Source organism: Flavobacterium cutihirudinis (assembly GCF_003385895.1).
Lineage (GTDB): Bacteria > Bacteroidota > Bacteroidia > Flavobacteriales > Flavobacteriaceae > Flavobacterium > Flavobacterium cutihirudinis.
The window spans coordinates 161,630-187,018 of the sequence record NZ_QRDQ01000007.1; the positions used below are offsets into that span (position 1 = coordinate 161,630).

At 33.6% G+C, this 25,389-nt stretch carries 23 protein-coding genes; 6 read left to right on the forward strand and 17 right to left on the reverse strand.

What is annotated here, in order from left to right:
• Positions 1-8 precede the first annotated feature (8 nt).
• From BD847_RS00725 to guaB, 3 genes are all read left to right on the forward strand, one after another.
• Positions 9-557, forward strand: coding sequence for a hypothetical protein (locus BD847_RS00725; RefSeq protein ID WP_115886358.1), 549 nt, complete (start codon positions 9-11; stop codon positions 555-557).
• Positions 554-1,957, forward strand: coding sequence for a DUF5723 family protein (locus tag BD847_RS00730; protein ID WP_115886359.1), 1,404 nt, complete (start codon positions 554-556; stop codon positions 1,955-1,957). Before BD847_RS00725 ends, BD847_RS00730 begins: the two co-directional genes overlap by 4 nt.
• Before the next feature lie 190 nt (positions 1,958-2,147).
• Positions 2,148-3,620, forward strand: coding sequence for an IMP dehydrogenase (gene guaB, locus BD847_RS00735; RefSeq protein ID WP_115886360.1), 1,473 nt, complete (start codon positions 2,148-2,150; stop codon positions 3,618-3,620).
• Between the two features lie 55 nt (positions 3,621-3,675).
• Here guaB and BD847_RS00740 read toward each other — a convergent pair whose 3' ends face one another.
• The 17 genes from BD847_RS00740 to BD847_RS00820 form a co-directional block, all read right to left on the reverse strand.
• Positions 3,676-4,506 carry a hypothetical protein gene (locus BD847_RS00740; protein ID WP_115886361.1) on the reverse strand — a complete coding sequence of 277 codons (831 nt, stop codon included), beginning with the start codon at positions 4,504-4,506 and terminating at the stop codon, positions 3,676-3,678.
• Positions 4,507-4,568: 62 nt separating this feature from the next.
• Positions 4,569-5,711, reverse strand: coding sequence for an FAD-dependent oxidoreductase (locus BD847_RS00745; RefSeq protein WP_115886362.1), 1,143 nt, complete (start codon positions 5,709-5,711; stop codon positions 4,569-4,571).
• A gap of 59 nt (positions 5,712-5,770) precedes the next feature.
• Positions 5,771-6,361 (reverse strand): TetR/AcrR family transcriptional regulator, encoded by a 591-nt coding sequence (locus BD847_RS00750; protein WP_115886363.1) that lies wholly within the window; start codon positions 6,359-6,361, stop codon positions 5,771-5,773.
• A 192-nt stretch (positions 6,362-6,553) separates the two neighbouring features.
• Positions 6,554-7,438, reverse strand: a complete 885-nt coding sequence (locus tag BD847_RS00755; protein ID WP_115886364.1) for a L,D-transpeptidase — start codon at positions 7,436-7,438, stop codon at positions 6,554-6,556.
• 157 nt (positions 7,439-7,595) lie between these two features.
• The gene (locus tag BD847_RS00760) at positions 7,596-8,177 is read right to left on the reverse strand and encodes an NUDIX domain-containing protein (protein ID WP_115886365.1); all 582 of its coding nucleotides are present in this window, start codon (positions 8,175-8,177) and stop codon (positions 7,596-7,598) included.
• Positions 8,178-8,232: 55 nt separating this feature from the next.
• A complete protein-coding gene (locus tag BD847_RS00765) occupies positions 8,233-9,504 on the reverse strand; it encodes an adenylosuccinate synthase (protein ID WP_115886366.1) in 1,272 nt (423 codons plus the stop codon).
• A 94-nt stretch (positions 9,505-9,598) separates the two neighbouring features.
• Positions 9,599-10,057: a Fur family transcriptional regulator gene (locus BD847_RS00770; protein WP_026981862.1), complete on the reverse strand. Its 459-nt coding sequence runs from the start codon at positions 10,055-10,057 to the stop codon at positions 9,599-9,601.
• 184 nt (positions 10,058-10,241) lie between these two features.
• On the reverse strand, positions 10,242-10,784 hold the full coding sequence (locus BD847_RS00775; protein WP_115886367.1) for a hypothetical protein: 543 nt from the start codon (positions 10,782-10,784) through the stop codon (positions 10,242-10,244).
• 216 nt (positions 10,785-11,000) lie between these two features.
• Positions 11,001-13,220 (reverse strand): RelA/SpoT family protein, encoded by a 2,220-nt coding sequence (locus tag BD847_RS00780; protein WP_115886368.1) that lies wholly within the window; start codon positions 13,218-13,220, stop codon positions 11,001-11,003.
• A 576-nt stretch (positions 13,221-13,796) separates the two neighbouring features.
• Positions 13,797-15,332, reverse strand: a complete 1,536-nt coding sequence (locus BD847_RS00785) for a serine hydrolase (protein ID WP_115886369.1) — start codon at positions 15,330-15,332, stop codon at positions 13,797-13,799.
• 17 nt (positions 15,333-15,349) lie between these two features.
• On the reverse strand, positions 15,350-16,141 hold the full coding sequence (locus tag BD847_RS00790; protein WP_115886370.1) for a TrmH family RNA methyltransferase: 792 nt from the start codon (positions 16,139-16,141) through the stop codon (positions 15,350-15,352).
• A gap of 198 nt (positions 16,142-16,339) precedes the next feature.
• Entirely contained in the window at positions 16,340-17,425 is a 1,086-nt protein-coding gene (locus tag BD847_RS00795; protein ID WP_115886371.1) for a phosphoglyceromutase, read from the reverse strand.
• 61 nt (positions 17,426-17,486) lie between these two features.
• Positions 17,487-18,818, reverse strand: a complete 1,332-nt coding sequence (locus BD847_RS00800) for a DUF58 domain-containing protein (RefSeq protein ID WP_115886372.1) — start codon at positions 18,816-18,818, stop codon at positions 17,487-17,489.
• Between the two features lie 101 nt (positions 18,819-18,919).
• Positions 18,920-19,933, reverse strand: coding sequence for an AAA family ATPase (locus tag BD847_RS00805; protein WP_115886373.1), 1,014 nt, complete (start codon positions 19,931-19,933; stop codon positions 18,920-18,922).
• 37 nt (positions 19,934-19,970) lie between these two features.
• Positions 19,971-21,176: a DUF4350 domain-containing protein gene (locus BD847_RS00810; RefSeq protein WP_115886374.1), complete on the reverse strand. Its 1,206-nt coding sequence runs from the start codon at positions 21,174-21,176 to the stop codon at positions 19,971-19,973.
• Positions 21,169-21,942 carry a DUF4129 domain-containing protein gene (locus BD847_RS00815; protein WP_115886375.1) on the reverse strand — a complete coding sequence of 258 codons (774 nt, stop codon included), beginning with the start codon at positions 21,940-21,942 and terminating at the stop codon, positions 21,169-21,171. The genes BD847_RS00810 and BD847_RS00815 overlap by 8 nt, the downstream gene beginning before the upstream one ends.
• A gap of 12 nt (positions 21,943-21,954) precedes the next feature.
• Entirely contained in the window at positions 21,955-22,935 is a 981-nt protein-coding gene (locus BD847_RS00820) for a stage II sporulation protein M (protein WP_115886376.1), read from the reverse strand.
• A gap of 20 nt (positions 22,936-22,955) precedes the next feature.
• Between BD847_RS00820 and BD847_RS00825 the strand changes: the two genes are divergently transcribed.
• The 3 genes from BD847_RS00825 (at position 22,956) to BD847_RS00835 (ending at position 25,359) form a co-directional block, all read left to right on the forward strand.
• A complete protein-coding gene (locus BD847_RS00825; RefSeq protein ID WP_115886377.1) occupies positions 22,956-23,699 on the forward strand; it encodes an RDD family protein in 744 nt (247 codons plus the stop codon).
• 115 nt (positions 23,700-23,814) lie between these two features.
• Entirely contained in the window at positions 23,815-24,678 is an 864-nt protein-coding gene (locus BD847_RS00830; protein ID WP_115886378.1) for a hypothetical protein, read from the forward strand.
• Positions 24,679-24,756: 78 nt separating this feature from the next.
• A complete protein-coding gene (locus tag BD847_RS00835) occupies positions 24,757-25,359 on the forward strand; it encodes a trimeric intracellular cation channel family protein (protein ID WP_115886379.1) in 603 nt (200 codons plus the stop codon).
• Positions 25,360-25,389 lie beyond the last annotated feature (30 nt).

Genomic DNA, 25,389 nt, shown 5'->3' on the forward strand with positions numbered 1-25,389 from the left:
TTTCAGATATGAAACGGAATTATATTAATAGTATTCTAAAGATTTTTGCAGTAGCAATTTTGTTTTTTTCCTGTTCAAGCGATTTAGACTTTGATCAGGCAAAGGATCTGAAGTTAGAGCCGGTTATTGTCGCAAATCTTGCTTATTTTAGTGTTCCAGCTAATTTATTGGCACAAAATACAGAAAATCAGCCTTTATTTGATGTTCGCGACTTTGATGTTTTTAAAGATAAATTTTTTAATGACCATTTAAAAAGATGCGATTTTGATGTTGAAGTTGAAAACACAATAGAGCGTAATTTTATTGTAACCCTTCGTCTTCTTGATGCTAATAATACTATTCTTGAAACCATTTCTTATCCCGTTCCTGCTTATAAAGGAAGTCAGAATATAGTAAAATATCCAACGGAAGTTTTTCAAAATCTACGACTTGAAAATTTAAAACGAACTGTAAAAATTGTTTTTGTCGTTTTAATTGACGGTGAGCCCTTAACCGAGCAAAGTTTAGGAAATCTTAAATTGCGATCAAGTGCAACTGTTTATCTAGATATTGAATGAGAAAAATAGGAATTATTGCATTGCTGTTGGTAGCATTTTCTTGTTTTTCTCAAAACAAAGAAGTACTCTATAATTTTACCTCAATTCCGCAAGCTTCCATGGTAAATCCGGGAGCAGATGTTTCGTATAAATTTTATTTTGGATTTCCTGTATTGTCTGGAATTTCGGCCAATGTAGGATCGAGCAGTTTTTCTGCTTATGATTTGTTTGCCAACAATGGAGTCGATTTTAATGATAAAGTCAGAAATGTAATTAACAAATCTTCCAAAAATGATAAGGTTGTTACCAATCAGCAATTAGAAATATTTTCAGGAGGATTTCGGGTAGGAGGAAAAGAAAGCCGTTCGTATGTTTCATTTGGAGCGTATCAGGAATTTGATTTTTTTATGTACGTCCCTAAAGATTTGGCTTTACTGGCGCTGGATGGGAATAAAAATTACATCGGAAAAGCATTTGATCTCAGCGATTTGAGTTTGAGAGCAGAAGTACTTTCTGTTTTTCACGTTGGTTTTCACAGTAAGCTCAATGATAAAGTAGTTGTTGGTGGGCGCGCAAAAATCTACTCAAGCGGTGCCAATGCAGTTTCGACTCACAATTCGGGTTATATATACACAGGACAAGCAGCTGGAACATCCAATATTTATGAGCAAATTATTTATTCAAATTTAGAACTTAAAACTTCCGGTTTGGCCCCTTTTACAAAAGATGAATACGAAGGAAATATTGCCGAAGATATTACGCACAATACTTTTTTTAACGGAAGTTTAGGCTTTGGTGTAGATGCGGGAGTAACCTATTATATAAAGGAAAATGTTCAGTTTACTGCTAGTATCATCGATCTGGGATTTGTCAAACAATCTAAAAACATTGAAACACTAACGTACAAAGGAACTTATGAGTACAAGGGTACCAATCCTGATTTCTTGGGTTCAAACGATCCGGAAAATGTTTTTGATGAATTTGATGAGGCAATTCCGCGAGATACATTATATAATAAATATACAACTTGGCGCCCCACAAAAATATACTCGTCCATTCAATATTCATTTGGAAAATCACGCGCAGACGAAGAATGTAATTGCAGAATGCCACAAAGCAAAGAAAGATTTAAGAACGATGTCGGGCTTCAGTTTTTTGCAATGTCGGCACCCAGAGAACCTATAGCAGCACTAACATTATTTTATAAAAGAAATATTTTAGAAAAGTTAGATTTTAAAGCCAGTTACACATTCGATACATTTTCAAATAAAAATATTGGTTTAGGGCTTTCCGGAACTATTGGAATGGTAAACATTTATGCATTAGTAAATAATGTTTTAGAATATAAAGACATATCAAAAGCAAATAGCGCGGCATTCCAGCTCGGCATAAATTTTGTTTTTCAGGATAAAGAAGAATAAATCCCGAAATGAGGAAAGCTAAATCTCAAAAATGAGACCTAATTTTCTTTTTTATTGGAATTTGGAATTTTCTTTTTCGAGATTTTAAATCGTCAGATTTTTCCTGTAAGGTTAAATTTATGAATAACTTAGCATTCAAGTTTCCAATTTATTCACTATATTTGCACGCAATTCAACTAGAAATTGCACCATGATAGCACACAACTCCAAGATTATCGGCGAAGGTTTGACTTACGACGATGTATTATTAGTACCTAACTACTCGAATGTGCTTCCTCGCGAAGTGAGTATCAAATCAAAATTCTCAAGAAACATCACATTAAACGTACCAATTGTATCTGCAGCTATGGATACAGTTACTGAAAGCGCAATGGCAATTGCTATGGCGCAAGAAGGCGGTATTGGTGTTTTGCATAAAAATATGACAATCGAGCAGCAAGCTGGAAAAGTTAGAAAAGTAAAACGAGCCGAAGCAGGAATGATTATCGATCCGGTAACATTACCAATGACTTCGACAATTGCAGATGCAAAAAATGCAATGAAAGAATTTGGAATCGGTGGTATTCCAATTGTTGATGAAAATAAGACCCTTAAAGGAATTGTTACCAATCGTGATTTACGTTTCGAAAAAAATGGAGCAAGACCAATCGTTGAGGTAATGACAAGTAAAAACTTAGTTACAGTTGCGGAAGGAACTTCATTAGAGCAAGCAGAGGTAGTTTTACAAGGGCATAAAATCGAAAAATTACCGGTTGTAAATGATAAGAATGAGTTGGTAGGTTTAATTACTTTCAGAGATATTACAAAACTTACTCAAAAACCAATCGCAAATAAAGATTCATTTGGACGTTTAAGAGTTGCTGCAGCTATTGGAGTTACTGGAGATGCAGTTCAAAGAGCTGAAGCTTTGGTTGCTGCCGGAGTAGATGCAATTATTATCGATACTGCTCACGGACATACAGAAGGTGTTGTAAATACCTTAAAAGAAGTAAAATCAAAATTCCCTCAAATAGATGTAATTGTTGGAAACATTGCCACTCCGGAAGCTGCTAAATATTTAGTAGAGAATGGTGCTGATGGTGTAAAAGTTGGAATCGGACCTGGTTCTATCTGTACTACGCGTATCGTTGCAGGTGTTGGTTTTCCTCAATTCTCAGCAGTTTTAGAAGTTGCTGCAGCTATAAAAGGAACTGGTGTTCCAGTTATTGCTGATGGTGGAATTCGTTATACAGGAGATATTCCTAAAGCTATCGCTGCAGGTGCTGACTGTGTAATGTTAGGTTCATTATTAGCAGGAACAAAAGAATCGCCAGGAGAAACTATTATTTTTGAAGGAAGAAAATTCAAATCTTACCGCGGAATGGGTTCTGTTGAAGCGATGCAAACTGGTTCTAAAGATCGTTATTTCCAAGATGTTGAGGACGATGTTAAGAAATTAGTTCCAGAAGGAATCGTTGGACGTGTTCCTTACAAAGGTGAATTGAATGAAAGTATGCTTCAGTTTATTGGAGGTCTTCGCGCCGGAATGGGATACTGTGGTTCAAAAGATATTCCGACTTTACAAGAAACTGGACGTTTTGTTAGAATCACGTCAAGCGGAATTACTGAAAGTCATCCACATAACGTAACTATTACAAAAGAAGCTCCAAATTATTCTAGATAATTTTTAGTTTCCATTATAAAACAAAAGGCGTAAGAAATAAATCTTACGCCTTTTTTTATTTTTTTGAAATTTTGCAAGTTTGTTTAAAATTACTTTTTGATTTCAACTGTAGAGAAAAATCGGTGTGTTTTAGACCGAGGCTAAATTCCATATCTAAATTGTTTTCTGTAATAAAATGATTCGCGATGTCATAAACCAGATTTCCTTTTCCATTTCCAGTTCCGCTTGTTTCAAATTTGGTATCAGAAATTTTCATTGTATACGTTTGTACAATATCAAAAAATGCATTTTTTGAATCTATGCTTTTTAAAAGATAAGTTGTTGTAATTACCATTTCAAAGTTGATTCCTGCAATTGGTATTACTAATGGATTATCTTGGTTAAAAGATTCGCCTATTTTTAGTTTTTTCTGTGGCAATATTAATTGCGAAAATGTGCTTTGTACAGTTTCAAAAATAGTGTTTTTAAAACTTTCTTCCATGTCTTTTGCAACAATAGAATCCATTTTTGGCATTGCGTATAGAGAGGATTTTCCGTAAAGAAGAGTACCACTTGGAATTATAGTTTTTCCATTTGCATCATAGGACTTAAGGTATTCTATAGTTATTGGGAAATTTCCATCTTTATTACTTTTGCCAGTTTTAGAAACCGTCTCGACAGTGAAGGTTGTCTTTATTTTTGTTGGATTTTCTGTTCCGTTTTCCTTTAAAGCTTCTAAGAATTTTTCTGATCCTGAATATGCAATTTCATAATCAGAAGAATTAATTGTTGATTGATTGTAAATGGTTTCGGGTAAATACCCCGCTTTAAAATCTAAAATTTGATTTGATTGCCCATAGCTAAAAGCAAATGTGCAAATAAATAGAAGTAAAAATGTTTTTCTCATTGTTGTTTTTTGTGCAGTTTTTTCTGCTTAGTCAAAACGAAAGTAAGAAATTTAAACTAACGTTACTCAACTCTACTATTTAAAATATCTTCAGCTGTAATATCAGAATGCAATAAATCTTCCATTCTTTTCGTCATTCTTTGTGCTTCTAAAGCATATCCAAACATCTTTTTCTCATAATCCTGAATGGCGTCGTCGATTGTTTCAAATTTTCCGTTGGTTAAATTTTCAGTCAAATGAAAAGCATCAAATAATCCCATATTTACGCCTTCGCCTGCAAATGGAGGCATTAAATGTGCTGCATCGCCAACAAGCGTAATATTAGAATGTTCTTTCCAATCTTCCTCCAAAGAAAATAATCTTAGAGGCAAACCAGAGAATTCGGTTGAAACGGCAAAGAATTTTTTATAATCATCGCTCCAGTTTTTAAAAGTTTCGTTTAGAAAAGAAATTACAACTTTGTCATCTTCAAAATTGATTCCGTTATTCAAAATCCAATTTTCATCGGCTTTAAAAGAAACTCCAAAATGCACAGAACCATCGCTCATAGTATGCGTATAAAACATTTTTTGCTCGCCCATTGCCATTACATTTCCGTTACCGTATTTAGGTTTAAATTCAGGATAATCTTGATCTGGGTTTACAATTTCTCCCTGAATAATATAAGTTCCTGAAAGTTGAGGTTCTTGATCACTTACAAATTTTCTAGCATTTGATCTTCCGCCATTTGCTACAATTACAAAATCGGCTTTTGTTGTTGTACCGTTTTTAAATTTTAAAATATACTCATTTTCTATTTTTTCAATGGCTATTAATTGGCTATCCCAAACAACAGTATTTTCCTGTAGATTTTCCAGCATAATTTTTCGCAAATCATTACGGTCAATTTCTGGTCTCGAATAAGCATTTGTTTCGTCTGGCATTTCATCGGCATTGATATTTCCGTGCATGTCGGCCATTTTCTCCCCGGTCGGACGTGCGTATTTATAAAATTCTTCCATCAGTCCGGCTTTCTGAATCGCATATTGACCCGAACCTGCATGTATATCTAAAGTTCCTCCAGAAGTTCTGGCTTGGGCATTGATGTCTCTTTCATATACCGTAACATCGGCACCATTAATTTGTAAAATTCGAGCTGTTGTAAGTCCGACAGGACCACCGCCAATTATGGCTATTTTTTTATTTTCTATAAGTGAAGTTTTCATTCTGTTGTATTTTGATATTGTATTTGATATTGAATTTTGTAATTGAAATTGATTTTTTGCTAAGGAATCAGTGCCTTCAAAACCATATCGAAAGCTTCGTCTCTAATCTCGTCAGTAAAAACAAAAGGTTTTCCAGACATTGATTTTCCTTCTCGATGAAGTTCTAAAAGGGAATAAAGAGATCCGTAAGCAATGCTCCAGAAAATCTCAAATGTCATGGGAAGTAGCTCTTTCTTTTCAATTGATTTTGTAATGAATTTTTCCATTTCATTTCTAAAATCAGGCGTTATTTTAGATAGAATAGCATCAGCATAAGTAGAATGTTTTAAAAGTTCGAAACAAGTAGTTTCAAGCAAATTGTTAATTACAAATCTCGAACGGTTTTCCCATTGCTTTCGTAATCCATCAACAAAAGACATTTCTGAAGAAAATCCGTCCAACATTTCATTAAAGAAATTTTGACCTATTTCAGTTCCGATTTTCTTAATCAAGTCTTCTTTATCCGAATAATAAATATAAAGTGTTGCTACAGAAACGCTACATTCTCTCGCCAATCGATTCATTCCAAATCCTTCAACACCTTGCGAAACCAGCATTTCTATTGCTTTTCGCTTAACGATTTCTTCTTTATTAATATCTCTTGTTCTCATAATTTTCTGAATTATGGTACAAAGATATAAATAATAAGTGAATGTTCGCTTATTTATGTTTTTAAAGATGCAAAGTTTCAAAGTAACAAAGTTTCAAAGTTTTTTGTGTGTGGTTTAATTTGTTCCTAAACAAAAATCCGCTGAAACATTGCTTTAAATGTTTCAGCGGATTTTATATAATAAAACTAATTTTTACATAGTTGCACTTGGTTCGGCTTCTCTTAATTTTTGATTGTCTAAAATCTTTTGTAAAAAAGGCTGTACTTGACTTTCTATTTCGTTTTCTGAAATATTTAAAGCTTTTGGATCAGATTTTAATTGCAACCAAGGTTTTGGCCCGTCGAAATTATAACTTCCAAAAACAATTACAGGCGTTCCTTTTACTTTTACATTTTCTTTGTCTTTCAGAATCCATTCGTCAGCAAATTTATAAAGATATTTAGCGTCTTTTTCCTGAAGTCTTAAGCAAGAATGCGAAGCTGGATATCCAGGTAATTCATATTGGTGAAAACCAACTCCAAGTTTATTTTCGATATTGAAATTCCATTTTAAATCCCATTCGTCGTTAAAAGTACTTGTGGTTTGTTCTGCTTTCCAATTGGTAAAAAACAAACCGGTTGGTGTAGGATCTTTTTTTCGACCCATATTAGTTGGACCTGTACGAACTAATTCTCCATTTTCATAAGCTCCAAAAGTCTGAGTAGGATAGGAGAATATAATAACTTTTGAAACATCTTCTAGGGCTGAAACATGAATTGGAAATGGCATATAATAAACCAAATCACCACTAAAATCTGCTGGAATAACAACCGAATCCAATTTCTTAAAATTCGTTTTGTCTGTTCTGTTTACTGCATAAACAATATCCATTTTAGAGCTGTCGGCTTCATTCACTTTCAGCCATTCTTTTGTGTTCTGAATTTGATATGAAACAGCAGAAGCAGGTTTTTTATATTCAATTACTTTTCTTTCTTTTTTATTTTCGGATAAATGTACAGTTTCACTTTTTTTACAAGAACCTAGTAAAACTAACATCAATAAAAGCAGGGCGTTTGCGGAATAATATAACTTTTTCATAGGTAGTAATTTTTATTATAGTAAAATTACATCCTGATATGGAAAAAGTACTTATAAAATTTTTAGAATTGTTTTCGGGATTTACATTTTGATTTCCGTTATTTAGACTTAACAGGTTTTAAAAAACTGTTAGATCTCTCTACTTAACTTTTGAAATTTAAATCAGCCCTTTTATTTTAGCATGCTGTAGCAAAATAATAGTTTTAGCATCGACAATTTCGCCAGATTCAATCATTGCATATGCTTCGTCAAAAGTATACTCCAAAACCTCAATGTTTTCTTGTTCAGAAGCTAATCCACCGCCTTCGCTTACTTTCATACTTTCATCGTATTCTCCAACAAAAAGATATAAAATTTCAGTAACAGCACCGGGAGACATATATGTTTGAGTTACTTTTTGAACTTTACTAATTCGGTAACCTGTTTCTTCTTCGGTTTCGCGAATGATGCATTCTTCAGGGTTATCTTCGTCTAAAAGTCCGGCGCAGACTTCAATCATCATTCCGGTTTTATTTCCGTTAAGGAAACTTGGCAAACGAAATTGACGCGTTAAAATAACCGTTTTTTTATCGGTATTATACAAAAGAATTCCTGCTCCATTTCCTCTGTCATAAACTTCACGAACATGAGTCTGCACTTTCTCATTTTCTTTCTGATAAGTGAAAGTAATCTTGTTTAAGATGTACCAATTGTCTGATAATAATTTAGTTTCTGTAACTTTAATTTCTGGATTTTTCATGGCGTAAATATTTGTATAAAAAAAACGCTCTGATTATCAGAGCGTTTAGAATGTATTATTTTGTTATTGTTTGCTTTCTGTCTGGTCCAACCGATACGATTTTGATTGGCACTCCAACTTCAGCTTCAATAAATTCGATATATTCTTTTAGCTCAACTGGTAATTGATCATAAGTTGTCAAACCAGTTAAATCAGCTTGCCATCCTTTGAACTCCTTGTAAACAGGAGTTACATTTTCTGGTTCAATGTTGTAAGGGAAATGAGAAATATTTTGTCCTTTATAGTTGTATTCAGTACAAACTTTCAAAGTTTCGAATCCAGAAAGAACATCGCCTTTCATCATCATTAACTGAGTAACTCCGTTTACTTGAACAGCATATTTTAAAGCTACTAAGTCTAACCATCCGCAACGTCTTTGTCTTCCTGTAACAGATCCAAATTCGTTTCCGACTCTTGCCATTGTAGCACCAACTTCGTCAAAAAGTTCAGTAGGGAAAGGTCCGCTACCAACACGTGTAACATAAGCTTTAAAAATTCCGTAAACTTCTTTGATTTTGTTAGGAGCAATTCCTAAACCTGTACAAGCTCCAGCTGCAGTAGTATTTGATGAAGTTACGAACGGATACGTTCCAAAATCAACATCTAATAAAGAACCTTGAGCTCCTTCACAAAGAATAGATTTACCTGCTTTTTGAGCTTGGTACATATATTCTTCACTGTCAATAAAATCTAATTTTTTAAGTTCTTCAATAGCTTCAAAGAATTCTTTTTCTAATTCAGCTAAATTATATTGAATAGCAACATCATAAAAAGCAATCATTGCCTCATGTTTGTCTGCTAATGCTCTGTAACGCTCTTTGAAATCTTCTAATTCAACATCTCCAACACGTAAACCGTTTCTTCCGGTTTTATCCATGTAAGTTGGTCCAATTCCTTTTAGAGTAGAACCAATTTTTGCTTTTCCTTTTGATGCTTCAGAAGCAGCGTCAAGCAAACGGTGTGTTGGTAAAATTAAATGTGCTTTTCTAGAAATGATTAATTTCTTTTTGATGTCAAGGTTGAATTTCTCTAAACCTTCAATTTCTTTTTGAAAAACTACAGGATCGATTACAACACCATTCCCGATGATGTTTACTGAATCTTTATGGAAAATTCCAGAAGGAATAGTTCTTAATACGTGCTTAATTCCGTCAAATTCTAATGTATGTCCTGCATTTGGGCCTCCTTGAAAACGTGCAATAATATCATAATTTGAGGTAAGAACGTCAACAATTTTTCCTTTACCTTCATCTCCCCATTGTAATCCTAGTAATAAATCTACGGTCATTCTGTTTTAATTTGCGTTGAGACAAGCCAAGCTGCCCTACTGATTAATGTAGTTAATTTTCTTTTTTTTATTTTTTGAATAATTCCTTTCCGGATTATTGTTTTTGCTTTTTGTTTCCGTAGAAATACAGTGAATGATTCGTAATTTCGATATCAAATATTTCTTCGATTGTTTTTTTGATGGTCTGAATTCTTGGATCACAAAATTCAATAACTTCTCCAGAATCAGTCATGATGATATGATCATGCTGTTTGTCGAAATACGATTTCTCGTAGTAAGCCTGATTTTGTCCAAATTGATGTTTTCTAACCAAAGCGCAGTCTAACAATAACTCAATCGTGTTGTACAAAGTAGCTCTGCTCACACGGTAGTTCTTGTTTTTCATTTTGATATATAAGTTTTCAATATCAAAATGCTCTTCGCTGTCGTAAATTTCCTGAAGTATAGCATAACGCTCAGGAGTTTTACGATGCCCTTTTTGTTCAAGATACATTGTAAAAACATTTTTTACAATTTCTTGATTCTTAGTGTTGTCAGTTGAAATGAGTGTCATATCCGGCAAAGATAATTTTTTATTTTTAATCAATAAAAGTTTCGGCTTTAAAGTTTAACGTTCAAAATCATTTCAAAGCGGTAGAAAGACAATATTTATAGGCTTTAGCAATGATTTATTTTGGATAATCTAAAAAAGCTTAATTAACATAAATATTTTTAATTACAATAAAATTAACAAATTTCTATTTGCTTTTCGTCATGTACATGTACCAATTCCATTCCCACGTTTTTCCGTTGTCATCAGACATTGCCTGACTCCAAACAGGATTTTGTGGATCTCTGGCATCCCAGCGAAAAACTTGGAGCACATCTTTATCTTCAAAAATATCTTTTGAGAAAAAATGCCCAATATTATTTTCGAATGAACCAACGACAGGCTTATCTAAAACTCCTGTATTTGAATCGGACCAATAAATACTCCACAATCTCGTTTTTGGATTAAATAATCTGACCGTCATTCCTTCAAAAGGTTCTCCGTCAAAAGTGGCTAGAAAATTATCAATATTTCCAATTCCGTGAAGGATTTTATACATTTCCTGAGTCGATGGAAACTCAATCCATTCGGTGCAATTTGCAAAACGTTTTTTTAATTTTTTATTTCGGATGAAAGACTTTCCCTGAAAAAAATCAAAATCATCTTTTGAAGAAGATTTAGAAGCGACAATTATAAGTTCGCCATTTTTATCAAAATGTATTTCAGGAATTTCTAAGTTTTCATTTTCCATAAAAAAAATATTTAAGTTCTTGCTTGTTCTCCTTATGCGTAATTATTTTAAACACATAGAAACATAGGTTTTATTTTCTAAAAAGTGGACAAAAAGTAACCAGTTTCTAACACATAGTCTATGTTTGATATTATAAGTGAAACGCCTTTGTCGACAAAGGAATCTATGTTTCTATGTGTTAAAATATTTTTTTTTTTGATTCTTTGTTAGTAATTATTATGTTCTGTATTCTCTTGTAACTTTATCTACACCATCAATTTTCTTGATCGCATTAATCATTTTCTTTAAAATGGTATTGTTTTTCACAATTACCGCAACTTGTCCATGAAAAATTCCAGCATCGGTACTCAAAGAAATACTTTGAATATTCACACTCATATTGTTCGAAATTACCTTCGTCAACTGGTTTGTAAGTCCTAAAACGTCCATTCCGGTAATATTGATAATTGCCTTGAATTCTTCTTGAGACGAATCAATCCATTTGGCGCTCATGATTCGGTACGCATAATTGGACTGCATTCCAATAGCATTTGGACAATCTTTCTTATGTACTTTTATACCTTCGTTGATCGTAACAAAACCAAAAACATCATCACCCGGAATTGGGTTACAACATTGCGACAGCTTATAATCAAGTTTGTCATGTTCTGTTCCAAAAACCAACATATCATAATTACTGCTGATAACTGGTTTATGGATATCCTCGTCGGCAGTATCTTTATTTCTTTTGATTTTATTTTTGAAGAAATTGATAAACGAATTGCTTTTTTGAGCCGCATAATCTTTTAACTGCTGATTTTCGATCGCTCCAATTCCAACTCTGTAAAATAAATCTAAGCTTGTTTTTAATTTAAAAAAGTTAACCAGCTCGTTTGTAACTTGCTCGTTGAGTGTAACTTTTAGATGTTTTAATTTTCGGGTAAGAAGTTCTTTTCCTTCCTCGCCAATTTTTTTCGTGTTCTCGTTAAGAACATTTTTAATCTTGTTTTTCGCGCGTGAAGTAGTAACATATTCCAACCAGTTTACTGTTGGTTTTTGATTGGCAGATGTGATAACTTCAACCTGGTCACCACTTTTTAATTCGTGGTTTAAAGGAACAAGACGACCATTTACACGCGTTCCTCTGGTTTTGATTCCAATTTCAGAGTGAATACTGAACGCAAAATCTAATGAAGTTGCTCCTTTTGGTAATGATTTAATTTCTCCTTTTGGCGTAAAGACGAAAATTTCTTTTGAATATAAATTCATTTTGAAATCCTCAACAAAATCTACCGCATTCGTTTCCTGATTTTCTAAAGCCTCACGAAGTAAGTTCAGCCAAGTATCCAGACCGCTTTCTTCGGTTGCGCCATTTTTATATTTATAATGGGCAGCATAACCTTTCTCGGCAATTTCATCCATTCGTTCACTTCGAACCTGAACTTCGACCCAACGACCTTTTGGCCCCATTACGGTGATGTGAAGCGCTTCGTAACCAGTTGATTTTGGAGATGAAATCCAGTCACGCAATCGGCTCGGGCTTGGTCTATAATGATCTGTTACAATTGAATAGATTTTCCATGCGATGAATTTCTCATCATGCGGATCTGATTTATAGACAATTCTAAGTGCGAATTTGTCATAAACTTCATCAAAACTTACATTTTGCGCACGCATTTTTCGGCGGATCGAATAAATTGATTTCGGACGGCCTTTTATGATATAGTCAATATTTTCAATATCCAGAGATTTTTTCAAAACATCCGAAATGTCTTTGATATATGCATCTTGTTCTTCTTTCGTTTCTCTGATTTTGCTAACAATGTCATTATAAACATTAGGCTCAGTATATTTCAGTCCAAGATCTTCCAACTTGGTTTTAATATTATAAAGTCCTAAGCGATGGGCTAGAGGAGCATAAATATAGAGTGTTTCAGAAGCAATTTTGGTTTGTTTGTATTCTGCCATCGAATCCATAGTCTGCATATTGTGCAGACGATCCGCCAGTTTAATCAGAATTACACGAACATCATCGTTTAATGTCAGGATCATTTTACGGAAATTTTCCGCCTGCATCGATGCATTCAAATCTTTCTGAACTAATGAAATTTTCGTTAAACCTTCAACTAACTGTGCCACTTTAGGATTAAACAGACGCTCGATTTCTTGAACCGTCATAGGAGTATCTTCAACAACATCATGCAGTAAGGCAGCAGCAATGGAGGTCGCACCCAAACCAATTTCTGAGGCAACGATTTTTGCAACCGCAATAGGATGAAAGATATAAGCTTCACCAGATTTACGTCTTTGTTCTTTATGAGCATCGACGGCAACATCAAAAGCTTTCCGAATTAATTTTTTGTCTGTAGGGCTTAAAGTTTGATAACTAATTCGAAGTAATTCTTTGTATTCCTGCGCAATAGCTTTGTTTTCTTTTTCAATATCAATTTCTGTCATAACGGCATAGTTCAAGTACTAAAAATAAGAATTAGTTTGAATATACGCAAGGGAATAGAATGTTGATTTGGGATTTATAATTTTAGATTTATGATTTTAGATTTTGGATGAATTTGAAGAAAAAAAAGCTAAGAATTCTATAGTGATTAGTGTAATTTATATAGTCCCGAAGGGACAAAAAAAGGATTATGTCAGTTTGGTTACCGATATGAAATCTCTACGAGATAATTTTTGAAGATGTTGGTTTGAAATGCTCCTTTAGGAGCTAAATATTTTTTTAAAAAAATATCAGTTGCGAACAAATATGAAATTTCTGCGAGATAATTTTTGAAGATGTTGGTTTGAAATGCTCCTTTAGGAGCTAAATATTTGAAAAAAATACATCAGTTGCGAACAAATATGAAATTTCTACGAGATATTTTTTGAATAGTTTGAAAAACAATGCTCCTTTAGGAGCTAAATATCGGTAGAAAAAATACATGCGCGAGAAATAAAATGTCCCGTAGGGACATTAGAAGTTTAATCTTTGTCAAAGTTTTTAAACATTGACAAAGATTAAACCACTAAGAAGTTTTCTTATATTTTAGAAAAATCCAAATCCTGAAAGTCATAACTAAAATCAGTTAATTCAGAGATAGGAAGCATTTTTAAGTTCGTAACTTTTCCACTTTCGTCATAAGTGAATAGCAAGTGAGCATCGGCATGGAAAAAAGCATTGTTCCATTTTATGACATAATTTCCATTTTTATAGAAAAAAACTTCACCGGCTAATTGCGGAGAACGTTTTGAAGCAAAGTATAATTTTCCTTTTTTTTCTGTAATGTTGATTTCGCCAAACCAATTGTCTTTGTAAGTTCCAATAATTTTTGAGAAATCAATTTTCAGTTTATCTTTTTTGTTTTTGGCTACGGTTGCCCAAACTTCATCAGTAACTTTGTCGGCAGAATCTTCACTTTCTTTTATTCTGCTGCTATAAATAGTGACATAATCGTCAGATTTGATTCCTAAATAACTGTCTTTTATTGTATTTGTAATAGCACTGAATGCTGCTCCAGATTGCTGATTAGTTAAAACGATGATTCCCAAACCTAACTCCGGTATTAAAGTCGTCTGCGTAACATTTCCTTCTAATCCTCCGGTATGCGAAACTTGTTTGTAACCTTTAACATCACTTAAAAACCAACCTAAACCATAACCGGAAAAATGTGTATTGTATGGAGGTCTTGTTTTCACCGGAATAATAGTTTGTAATTGCCACATTTCGTTATGCTCTTTTTCAGAGAATAATTGTTTGTCGCCATATTTTCCATTATTGATTTGTAAAATCGCCCATTTGCTCAAATCATTTACGCTTGAATAAATTCCGGCTGCGCCATCAAAAAGCTGATTTTCGTATCTTTTAATTGTTTTTAACTTTCCATCAATTGGTACATGAGGTGTAATTACGTTCGAAGTATCTTTTAAACGTTTTAGAGAAGCCACACTCTGATTCATTTCAAGAGGTTTCATAATGCGATTTTCGACGAAATCTGCCCAGCTTTGGCCGCTCACAACATGAACAATTTCACCGGCAATTATGTACATTAAATTGTCATAATCGTATTTCGTTCTAAAACTTGAAACCGGTTTTAAGTAACGTAAATTATGTACAATATCCTTGGCTGTAAAATCACTTCCGTCAGGCCAGATCATTAAATCTCCCGCACCAAGTCCGAGTCCGCTTCTGTGTGTTAAGAGGTCACGAATAGTAAATTCGTTCGTTACGTAATCGTCGTACATTTTAAAATCAGGAAGATATTTAATAACCTTATCGTCCCATTTTATTTTGCCTTCATCTACCAACATTGCCAGTGCTGCACTGGTAAAAGCCTTGCTGTTTGATGCAATTCCGAAAAGAGTATTAGCATCTACTTTTTGTTGGGTAATAACCGATTTTACGCCATATCCTTTAGACAAAACTACTTTTCCGTCTTTTACAATCGCAACTGAAATTCCGGGAACATCAAATGCTTTCATCGTTCGTTCTACTAAATTATCTACTTCCTGATTGGTAATTTGTGCGAAAGCGGTGAAACTGAATAATAGTGCTAAAAACGATATTTTGTACTTCATAACTTGGTAGTTTTAGGTTATTTAAATTCTCTTTGGCGTTTGGCTTCAAAAATTAAAATGGCAGCAGCAACCGAAACATTCATACTGTCAATTTCGCCCTGCATCGGAATAATGATATTTTGTGTGGCGGCATCGCGCCATTCTTGTGTTAAACCAGTGGCTTCTGTTCCTACAACCAAAGCGGTTGGTGTAGTAAAGTTTTGTGTATGATAGGAAGTCGAATTTTGCAAGGTTGCACAGTAAAAATCAATCTTTTTTTCTTTTAGAAAAGCAATAATTTCAGCTGTTGTGCCCGTTGCGATCTGATTGGTAAATAAACATCCAACACTCGAGCGCACAATATTCGGATTGTATAAATCACTTTTTGGATTTGCAATCAAAACGGCGTCAAGATTTGCTGCGTCGGCAGTTCGCAAAAGTGCACCGATATTTCCAGGTTTTTCAGGAGCTTCGGCAACAAGAATTAATGGATTTTCGGATAATTTTAAATCGGATAATTGTAAGGATTTGGATTTGGCTACAGCCAAAATTCCTTCAGTGGTATCACGATAAGCAAGTTTCTGATAAACTTCTTTATTGATTTCAATTAGTTGAACCGATGAAGAAACCAGTTTGCTAATTTGATTTTCAGTAACCAATTCAGGTAAAAATAAAACAGTCTCGATTTCGTATCCGCCTTTTAAAGCTATTGAAATTTCACGTAAACCTTCAATCAAAAATGTTCCGGTTTGTTTGCGGGCTTTTGCTTTTTCCTGCAATAAAACAAGAGATTTTATAAACGGATTTTGAACTGAAGTGATTTGTTTCATTCTTTTTGAGATGCTAAGATTCTAAGGTGCTAAGGTACTGAGATTTTTTTTAAAGTTGCAAAGGCTCAAAGAGCCAAAAAATGCAAGGCAATAAAAAAGTTTGCCACAAATTTCGCGAATTTTCACAAATTTTTCACCACTGCAGGTAAAATAGTAATTCGTGTAAATTCGTAAAAATTGTGGCAAAAAATATAAAGCTTATTTCTCAAAAACTTCTTTAACCTCACTGTCTACAGGATGGTCAGCGGTAAAATTATATCCCATACTTTTTGCCATTGTCTGAGCAAATTGTTTTTGATACAATTGAGATTCTGTTTTAATTTCTCCTTTTGGAGCAATTTCAGGTCCCATTGCAGCAAACCAGATTTGTGAAGCTCCCGGAACATCAGAACCATGGTCAGTCCATTGGTCTTTTACTTTGTCTCCACGACCGTGATCAACTGTAATAAACAAGGTAGTTTTGTTTTTATATTGCGGATCATTCTGTACAAAAGTCCAGATTTCTTTAATCCATTTGTCAACCTGATTGGCAGCGTCTAAATAAGAACGATAATGACCGTGATGCGCCCATTCGTCCGTTTCTCCGTAAGCGATATAAAGCACTTTTGGTTTCTTGGTTTTAAGCTCATCCATCGCTTGATAATGTGTGAAAACATCCAAACATTCCCCTTCCTGAAATGGTTTATAGGAGTTATCACGCATGTCGTTTAGTAATTTTTGAGAGGCTGTAGGTTTGTTTCCGCCTACTTTATCAAATGCTGAAATTACCGGAAAACCGCTTCTTTCTTCGTTTAAGATTCTGTCGAAAGCATCCCATGCACCAAAAGCAGCTACTTTTCCTTTTAGTTTGGATTGTTTGTTGAAAAACTCCAAAACATTTACGTTCGGATTGGCTTTGTAACCATTCGAATTAACTTTTGGATCAACATTTCCTGTCATAATTTCACTGTATCCAGGGTAACTAAACCAATACGGATTGGCAACGTCTACTTTGTTTCCAAGATCGCGATTGCCATAAATTTGTCCTTTAGAAACAATTTCTGACCAGAAGAATGGCATTATTTTTTTTCGTGATTCTTTAATGTCGACGTTTGCATAAGTCTTATAAATATAAGTACTATCGCCTTGATTGAAATTTTTGTTATTGGCAATTGCCGGATCAATTCCTTTAAAAACTTCCTGCCATCTAAAACCGTCAGTGGTAATGATAATGATGTTTTCTGTTTTTTGTGCAGAGCTTAAAAAGCTTGTTAAAATAAATGCTGATAGAAATAACTTTTTCATGTTTTTTCAATTTTAAGAAACGAATAATAATTTTATTTTTTTAAATCTGTATTTTCTGAATTTACAAAATCCCTCTAGCTTTAATTTCCAAATATTTATTAATAGCATCCAAAGTCAGGTTTTCCGGTTGTGTCAGCACCGAATGTATCCCGTATTTCTTCAATTCATTGACAATTAAGCGCTTTTCGAAAATGAATTTCTCTGCAATTACTTTGTCATAAACTTCTTGAATGGTGTCTGTTTTTTTATTGATGATTGCGTTCAGTTCTGTGTTTTGAAAGAACACAACAACCAATAAATGACTTTTGGCAATTCCCTTTAAATAAGGTAATTGGCGATTTAGACCATCCATTGTTTCGAAGTTTGTGTATAGAATAATCAAACTTCTTTGATTGATATTCTTCTTAATATCGACATACAAACGACTATAATCGCTTTCGAAAAAATCGGTTTTGATGTTGTATAAAGTTTCAAGGATTTTTTGCATTTGCGAAGCTCTTTTTTCAGCAAAAACTCTGTTTTCTACCTTTTTTGAAAAAGAGAAAATCCCTGCTTTATCCTGTTTTTTCAGAATTACATTCGATAAAACTAAAGTCGAGTTAATTGCATAATCCAGTAAACTTAAACCATCAAATGGCATTTGCATCACACGGCCTTTATCAATCGCCATATATACCGATTGCGATTTTTCATCCTGAAACTGGTTCACCATTAAGGAATTTTTCTTTGCGGTCGCTTTCCAGTTCAATGTTCTTAAATCATCTCCCTGAACATATTCTTTGATTTGCTCAAATTCCATGGTATGACCAATTCGGCGTATTTTTTTTATTCCGTATTGGAATAGATTATTCGAAAAAGCCAGTAAATCGTATTTTCTTAACTGAATAAAAGACGGATACGTAGGTACCATTTGATCTTTATTAAATATAAATCTTCGCGAAATTAAACGCAAAGGCGAAGACACATAAATATTCAGATAGCCAAAAGAATATTCGCCACGTTCTGTCGGGCGTAAATCATAGCCAATTTCTTTTTGTTCCGATGCTTTAAGAGTCTTAATAATTTTGAAATCACGCACCTGAAACTGAAACGGAATTTCATCAATTATTTTTACCGAAACCGGAAAAGTATAATGATTTTTCAGAATAAGATTTATCGGATTTAAATCTCCATTTGATAATTTTTCAGGAGTAATTCGGTCGGCTTCAAATCCTGTTCGGGTTAGGTATAAAAGTAAAATATCAAGACCTAAAAATGTAATTAAAATCAAAACCCCAAACCAAACTGCATTATACAAATTCGGAAAAATAAAAGCACAAACAAATAAGGCTATAATGCCCAAAAGCAAATAGAAAAAGAAGTTGTTGAGATATAGACTTTTTATGAATTTCATTTTTTTAGTTTTCAGTCACAGTTTTTGGTCGCAGTTTTCAGTCACAGTTTACAGTCACAGTTTACAGTTTTGAACTGCGACTGCGACTGAAAACTGAATACTTATCTCGGAATCTCAACCGTTTCAATAATTTGTTTGATAATTTCACTGCTTGAAATTCCTTCCATTTCTCTTTCCGGTGTTACAATAACACGGTGTTGAAGAACAGGAATTGCAGCTTCTTTAATATCTTCCGGAGTTACGAAATCACGCCCTCTAATCGCTGCAAAACCTTTGGCAGCATTAAGAATTGCAATAGAAGCACGTGGCGAAGCACCTAGATACAAAAAGGCATTTTCTCTTGTGTTCACTACAATTCGGGCAATGTATTCCAATAAATTTTGTTCGACTCTGATTTGTTTTACCAAAGCCTGATATTCTTTTATTTCAGCCGAAGAAAGAACGGTTTTTATTGCTTCCAGTTTCCCGTGATTTTGCAATAAATGTTCTCTTTGTATAATCAGTATTTCTTCGTCTATTTTTGGATAATCGATTGTGATTTTGAATAAAAAACGATCCAATTGCGCTTCAGGTAAACGATAAGTACCTTCCTGCTCAATTGGGTTTTGCGTTGCAAGCACCAAAAATGGCGTATCAAGCGTATAAGTCGTTCCGTCAATTGTAATTTGGCGTTCTTCCATAACTTCAAACAACGCAGCCTGAGTTTTTGCAGGAGCACGGTTAATCTCATCAATTAAAATTAAATTGGAGAAAATAGGCCCTTTTTTAAATTCAAATTCAGAACTTTTTAAGTTGAAAATTGAAGTTCCTAAAACGTCAGAAGGCATTAAATCCGGCGTAAACTGGATTCGGCTAAAGCCAATATTTAAAGTTTTTGCAAGTAATTTTGCTGTTATTGTTTTTGCAACTCCCGGTACACCTTCCAGCAAAACGTGTCCGTTTGATAAAATGGCAACCAAAAGCTGATCAATCATTTTATGCTGACCCACAATCACGGTTTCCAGTTCTTTTTTTATCACATTAATATGATCTAAAAGCGGTGCCAGATTTATTCTGGTTTCAAAATTCACATTTTCATTTATGATTTCAATTTCTGGGGTAGTACTATCGTCCATGTTTTGCTATAATTTCTGTTGGTGAATTTCGGTTAAATTAATGTATGATTTTTTCAATGGCATTGTTAATTCGGATTAAATCTTCTTCAAGACTTCCGTGATAACTTTTTCGGTGTTCATTGATCAAGCGAACAAGTTCCCGAACATCTTCTATGTTTTTGCCTGTTTTATGATTCAGTTTTTTGATAAAATCTTCATCCAGTTTTGAGGTATCAATGAGATATTCATTTCGGATTTTCTCTAAGAAATAGATGATTTTTTTATCAATAATATTCGTGTGATCGCCTTCCTGATAATACAAATTGCCAATCGTTTTTGTAAAATCTACTGTCAAATTGTTCAAAGGTTTAATAATAGGAACGATGCGTTGTTTACGTTTAATATTAAAAAGAATAAAAACCAATATTCCAATAATACTAAAGTAATATGCCCATTTTAAAGCCGGTTGACTAAAAATATAGCGCAAAGGTGATCCTGAAATCGATTCTCCATTTTGCCCTTTGGTATACCAAAAAACGTTGCCTTTTGGGAGATAAGACAACACATTTTCTGCATACTGATAATCGTTGCCTTTTAATAAATGATAGTTTGTAAAAGCCGCTGGCTGTGTGTGCAAATAGAAATAACCACCTTTATAGGGAACCTTAATAAAGTTGATTTGTTTTTTATCTTTGGCGGAAGCCTGATAACCTAAAACAGTAGTATTTGAAGTATCTATTTTAGAAAAATAATCTTCTATAGATTGTTTGAAAGTATATTTTTTAGTACTGACTTTTTTGTTGGCCATCCATGTGGATGTATTACTTGGATATTTTAAATCGCTTTTTACTTCTAAATTCAGACTGTCCAGCAATGCTTCCGGAAAACTTCTCATACTTAAGAAAGCATTGTTGCCGTGAGAAACAAAGTAAAAAAGTTCGGTTATTGATTGTTCGTCAATTTCGTTGCGTTCTGCGATATTTAGGAAAGTTCCTTTTATGGTATAATTCGCCACCAGCGTATCATCATTAAATTTTGAATCAAGATATTCGTAAGGTGTTACGGTTGAAATTTTTTCAATTTTTGAACCTTTGAAAAGCGTTTTAATTTCCTTATCGAAAACAAACAATCCGTACGGAATTTTGTCATGAACAGAAAATGTCGGACGCCAGTCGATTGGTTTTGGTTTCCCCTTGTCGGCGATTAAAATTAAGGCTAATACAAAAACCAGAATAGCCACATAAATTTTGATGGATTTATTCATTGCTAAAGGTTTTAATTGCTTTTTTAAATCGGTTTTCAGTTTTTATAAAAATAGTCTCGTCAATTTCGAATTCGCCATACCAAACGTAATTGTACAAATATGACAAATAGGTAAACTCTTCTTTGTGAACAGGGTTTTTAAGTTCGTATAAATAATCGGAATTGGTTTTTTCAATATCCCATTCGATATAATGATTCTGTGCCATTATTTTCAAAAGCCATAAATAATAGTAACGAACAGCAATTCTCTTTTGTCCGGAAGAAATACTCTCTTTTATTAACTTTTCAAAATCTAAAAGATGAATGTTCTTTTCAGCATCTGAATAATAAATGGTTCTTTTTTGAGCATTTTTTCCGAAAATCCATTGCCCTTCTTTATTAATTAGTGCTTTTACAATCAGGTAAATAACTACAATGATTATTAAAATGGCAACAATTTTAAAAAGCATTGCCACAAAATTCAATGATGCCTGCGGATTACTGAAAGTGAATATTTTTCTAAGAATACTCGCAAGCCATTCCTTGAAGCTGTCCCACCAGGTTTTTTCAGCTGGTTTGGTTTCGTATATAAAATCAGAATCGGTGTATTTTTTTTTGAAATTTTTCTCAAAAGTTCTGGCTTCAATCGTACTTGAATCAATTTGGATATCTTTTTCGGTGTATTTTATTGTAGCAATTTTTGGCGGATCTTCGTAAGTCAAAGAATCCTGCGCGTTAGAAATACTGCAGAAAAGGAGAAAAAATAAAACGAAGAAAAATCTGTTCATTAGGGTTTCCGATTAATTCAGTTTGGCTGATAATTGTTGAACTTTTTTATTTACGATAAAAGGATAAATCAAATAGTAAAATGAAATGATTCCTAATGTCAATAAGATGATAAAACTGCTTAACCAATTCGGCATATCAATAGAATATCGGGTTATAAAACCTTCCAGAAATCCGGCGCTGATGGTAAACGGAAAAGTACTAAGGAATATCTTAAAGCTATTTTTGAAGCCAATTTTAAAAGAATTTAATCTCGAAAAAGTTTTAGGAAATAACATAGAAGCACCCAAAATAAAACCAGCTGCGGTTTCAATGACAATTGCAAAAATTTCCATTGAACCGTGTATCCAGATTCCTCTGACACTTTTCCAGAAAACACCTTCTTCGTAAAAGAAATACTGAAAAGAACCCAGCATAATACAGTTATTGAGGAAAATAAAGAAAGTTCCGATGCCGGCAAAAATTCCGAAAAAATAACATTTTGCGCCTACGTAAAGATTATTCATCGTAATGGCAATAAAACTTCCCCAATTGCTTCCTGAGCCATAAACGGCCATTGGGTTTCCTTTTTTGATGTTTTCCAAAGTCATATTGACATATTCATCGCCTAAAATAAGACGAACAAAATTGGGATCGTATTTCGCCGAAACAACACCAATAGCGACTGTTGCAACAAACAAAATAAAAGAGTACAATAAATAGCGTTTGTACTCATAAACGAGCAAAGGAATCTCGGTTAGGAAAAATTCAACGATTCTATTTTTTTCTGTTCTTTTGGTTTTGTAAATCTTTTGATAAATCTGCGAAGCGAGATGATTTAAGTATATAACGGTCTTACTTTTTGGATAATACGTTTGTGCATACGACAAATCATTCATCATTTGAATGTACAAATTTGCTAATTCGTCAGGATTTTTTTTAGCTTTACCAAAAATAGCTAGCTCAAATTCCAGCCATTTTTCTTTATTTTGTTTTATAAAGGCAATCTCTCTCATTGTAGGCTAAAATATAAAATATGTCAGAATTATCTATTAATACAACACAAAATGTTAAAATAAATTTTATAGCTGCTTCTGTAGGAGAACGTCTAGGCGCGTATTTCATAGATTTGGCTATAAAATTGTCGTATATTTTTGTGATTTCGATGCTGTTTTTTTATGTGCTTCATCTTGATAAATTGCTGGATAATGTCGATTCCTGGTCCAGAATTTCGATACTTTTAATCATTTATTTTCCTGTAATAATCTATTCGATTACGTTAGAAAGTGTTTTTGAAGGTCAGTCTTTTGGAAAAAAACTGCTAAAAATAAAAGTGGTAAAATTAGATGGTTATCAGGCGAGTTTTGGTGATTATTTAATTCGTTGGTTTTTTAGAATAATTGATTTTTCTTCTCTGTATGGTCTTGTCGGATTGATTACCGTAATTACAAGTAAAAAAGGACAGCGTCTGGGCGATATGGCAGCTGGAACTGCGGTTATCACTTTAAAGAATAAAATAAATATTAGCCATACGATTTTAGAAGAAATAGGGACGGCTTATGTGCCAACTTATCCGCTCGTTATAAAGCTATCAGACAATGATATGAGAATCATAAAAGAAACATTCAAGAAAGCGGATGCTAAAAATGACCACGAAATCATCTATAAATTAGTTGCTAAAATAGAAAGTGTTACAGGAATTAAAAATCAATCCGGAAATAACAGCGATTTTATAAGAGTGATTTTAAAGGATTATAACTACTATACGCAAAATATGTAATCGTATTTTTAATGTTTTTATGAGCTAAATCATAAGGATGAATAAATTGATTTCAGTAACTTAGTGCTCATTAAATTAAGAAATTTCAAAAACAATAATCTTAAATATTTGCAGTATGAAAATTAAAAATGTATTTGCCATAATAGTTGCTTTATTGGTTTCAGTTAGTGTATTGGCCCAGGGATCAAAAAAATTAGATAAAATTATAAAGAGAGATTATCAGATTATTGACTGTACGGTTTCTAAAATATCTGATAAAACAGTTGAATATTCGTTACCAGGCGAAACTTTACTTATTGTTCTGGATGTTTCGCAGATTGCGAGAATCGATTTTGCAAGCGGACGTTCTCAAACTTTTAATGTGGGTCAGAGCGCGACTTCAACTGCGACTTCACCCGCTTCTTCAGGTTCGACTTACGTAGCAGCCGGAGAAATCAAACAGAATACTATCGCGGTACTTCCGGTTCCTTATTTAAATTCAGATACGCAGGAAAGCTCTGAAGATATGGCTAAGTTTGCTCAAAATGATTTGTACAATAAGTTGTTAGATAAATCTTCAAACATTTTTCCATTGACAGTTCAGGATTTGAGAACTACAAATAGTTTGCTTCACAAGGCCGGAATTGATTATAAAAACATTGATGAAACTCCGATAGAAGATCTTGAAAAAATTCTGGGTGTTGATAATATTGTAGCGGCTAAAATTTCGTACACAATAGGAACCAATACAACATCAACTACTTACAATAGCGGAAATGCAAAAGTAAGTAATGATAACAAAAAGGTAAAAACGAACGATATTTCGACTACAACAGCCAACTCACAAGAATATTACTATTACACCGTATATTTTGATATGTATAAAAACGCTTCAAAAATATACTCACAAACTCGCAAACCGTTCTTGGCAGTAAAAGACAGTTGGATAGATTCTGTTCAGTATTTGCTAAAAAGAAGTCCTATTTATGTGAAGAGATAACCCTTAAGATTATAGGTTTAAAATTTTAAGATATTCCACACAACTTTGTAACTTTTAACCTTCGTAACTTAAGAAAGAATGTTCCATCTATTAGATATTATTGGTACAATGGCATTTGCAATGTCAGGAGCTTTAACCGCAATGCATAAAAAACTGGATCCTTTCGGTGTTTTTATAATTGCGTTTGTTACAGCTGTTGGTGGCGGTACGCTGCGCGATACGCTAATTGGTAGAACTCCAGTGGGGTGGATGCTTGATATTCAATATGTTTATGTGATTATTTTAGGTTTTTTTCTTGCTATACTTTTTAGGAAGAAATTTGACAAGCTACGAACCTCTTTGTTTTTGTTTGACACAATTGGTTTAGGGGTTTTTACCTTAATCGGACTTGAAAAAGGCATTATGATTGGGTTGCATCCTGTAATTTGTGTAGCATTAGGAACCATGACGGCTTGCTTTGGTGGAGTGCTGCGTGATATCTTGTGCAATGAGATTCCGACGATTTTTAGACGGGAAATCTATGCAACTATCTGTATTTTTGGCGGAATTGTTTTTTTTGCTTTAAAGCGATTAAATTTAGAAGATGACATTCTGTATCTTTTAACTTCTCTGGTTATCATTTCGGTTCGTTTACTGGCGGTAAAATACAAATGGTATCTACCGGCTTTTGAGCACAAATAATTGAGGAAAGTGATAAAATATACGATAAAG

Bases quoted from the DNA above. Each gene is read 5' to 3' on its own strand.
- BD847_RS00725 (WP_115886358.1), top strand. From the start codon at position 9: ATGAAACGGAATTATATTAATAGTATTCTAAAGATTTTTGCAGTAGCA.
- BD847_RS00730 (WP_115886359.1), top strand. From the start codon at position 554: ATGAGAAAAATAGGAATTATTGCATTGCTGTTGGTAGCATTTTCTTGT.
- guaB (WP_115886360.1), top strand. From the start codon at position 2,148: ATGATAGCACACAACTCCAAGATTATCGGCGAAGGTTTGACTTACGAC.
- BD847_RS00740 (WP_115886361.1), bottom strand. From the start codon at position 4,506: ATGAGAAAAACATTTTTACTTCTATTTATTTGCACATTTGCTTTTAGC.
- BD847_RS00745 (WP_115886362.1), bottom strand. From the start codon at position 5,711: ATGAAAACTTCACTTATAGAAAATAAAAAAATAGCCATAATTGGCGGT.
- BD847_RS00750 (WP_115886363.1), bottom strand. From the start codon at position 6,361: ATGAGAACAAGAGATATTAATAAAGAAGAAATCGTTAAGCGAAAAGCA.
- BD847_RS00755 (WP_115886364.1), bottom strand. From the start codon at position 7,438: ATGAAAAAGTTATATTATTCCGCAAACGCCCTGCTTTTATTGATGTTA.
- BD847_RS00760 (WP_115886365.1), bottom strand. From the start codon at position 8,177: ATGAAAAATCCAGAAATTAAAGTTACAGAAACTAAATTATTATCAGAC.
- BD847_RS00765 (WP_115886366.1), bottom strand. From the start codon at position 9,504: ATGACCGTAGATTTATTACTAGGATTACAATGGGGAGATGAAGGTAAA.
- BD847_RS00770 (WP_026981862.1), bottom strand. From the start codon at position 10,057: ATGACACTCATTTCAACTGACAACACTAAGAATCAAGAAATTGTAAAA.
- BD847_RS00775 (WP_115886367.1), bottom strand. From the start codon at position 10,784: ATGGAAAATGAAAACTTAGAAATTCCTGAAATACATTTTGATAAAAAT.
- BD847_RS00780 (WP_115886368.1), bottom strand. From the start codon at position 13,220: ATGACAGAAATTGATATTGAAAAAGAAAACAAAGCTATTGCGCAGGAA.
- BD847_RS00785 (WP_115886369.1), bottom strand. From the start codon at position 15,332: ATGAAGTACAAAATATCGTTTTTAGCACTATTATTCAGTTTCACCGCT.
- BD847_RS00790 (WP_115886370.1), bottom strand. From the start codon at position 16,141: ATGAAACAAATCACTTCAGTTCAAAATCCGTTTATAAAATCTCTTGTT.
- BD847_RS00795 (WP_115886371.1), bottom strand. From the start codon at position 17,425: ATGAAAAAGTTATTTCTATCAGCATTTATTTTAACAAGCTTTTTAAGC.
- BD847_RS00800 (WP_115886372.1), bottom strand. From the start codon at position 18,818: ATGAAATTCATAAAAAGTCTATATCTCAACAACTTCTTTTTCTATTTG.
- BD847_RS00805 (WP_115886373.1), bottom strand. From the start codon at position 19,933: ATGGACGATAGTACTACCCCAGAAATTGAAATCATAAATGAAAATGTG.
- BD847_RS00810 (WP_115886374.1), bottom strand. From the start codon at position 21,176: ATGAATAAATCCATCAAAATTTATGTGGCTATTCTGGTTTTTGTATTA.
- BD847_RS00815 (WP_115886375.1), bottom strand. From the start codon at position 21,942: ATGAACAGATTTTTCTTCGTTTTATTTTTTCTCCTTTTCTGCAGTATT.
- BD847_RS00820 (WP_115886376.1), bottom strand. From the start codon at position 22,935: ATGAGAGAGATTGCCTTTATAAAACAAAATAAAGAAAAATGGCTGGAA.
- BD847_RS00825 (WP_115886377.1), top strand. From the start codon at position 22,956: ATGTCAGAATTATCTATTAATACAACACAAAATGTTAAAATAAATTTT.
- BD847_RS00830 (WP_115886378.1), top strand. From the start codon at position 23,815: ATGAAAATTAAAAATGTATTTGCCATAATAGTTGCTTTATTGGTTTCA.
- BD847_RS00835 (WP_115886379.1), top strand. From the start codon at position 24,757: ATGTTCCATCTATTAGATATTATTGGTACAATGGCATTTGCAATGTCA.